This is a genomic window from Paraburkholderia sp. BR10954 (assembly GCF_040965775.1).
Taxonomy (GTDB): Bacteria; Pseudomonadota; Gammaproteobacteria; order Burkholderiales; family Burkholderiaceae; genus Paraburkholderia; species Paraburkholderia youngii.
The window spans coordinates 1-553 of record NZ_JBFRCK010000209.1 but is presented as its reverse complement, the minus strand read 5'-3'; the positions used below and the strand labels follow the sequence as shown (position 1 = coordinate 553).

Below are 553 nucleotides of genomic sequence, written 5' to 3'. Positions count from 1 at the left end.
TCAGCTCCGCACGCTTCAGGTAGCCGCGCGCCACCCCCGCCCCGCCAATGTAGAGCTCCCCCACCGCCCCGAACGGCACCGGCTCTCCATGACCGTCCAGCACGTACACCCGCGTGTTCGCAATCGGGCGGCCGATCGTTTCAACGACCGCCTCCCCCCTTGCCATGCAGGTCCAGGTCGAATACGTCGTTGTTTCGGACGGTGCGTACAGGTTGCAGATCTTCTCTGCGCCACTGCTGCTGAACACTCTGCCGATCAGGCTGGCAGGCAACCGCTCACCCGCCAGGTTGATTACGCGCGCCGATGCCGGCACGGCCTGCTGGTCGAGCAGCGCCGCCATCGCCGAGGGGACCGTGTTGATCAGCGACACATCCAGAGGCGTATGTGCCAGCGCCAGCGCATCCTCGACAAGATAGAGTGTGCCTCCCTGCGACAGCGTAACGAAGCACTCATAGACCGACAGGTCGAAGCCGATCGAGGTAGAGAACAGCATGCGGCTGGTCTCGGATTCCGCAAACACGCTGCGGCTCCAGTGCAGCAGGTTCACGGTGCT

At 64.2% G+C, this 553-nt stretch carries 1 protein-coding gene; it reads right to left on the bottom strand.

The genetic code is table 11. From position 1 onward, the window contains the following. Positions 1 to 553: AMP-binding protein (locus AB4Y34_RS41915; RefSeq protein ID WP_368719316.1), on the bottom strand; the 553-nt coding region annotated here is incomplete at both ends.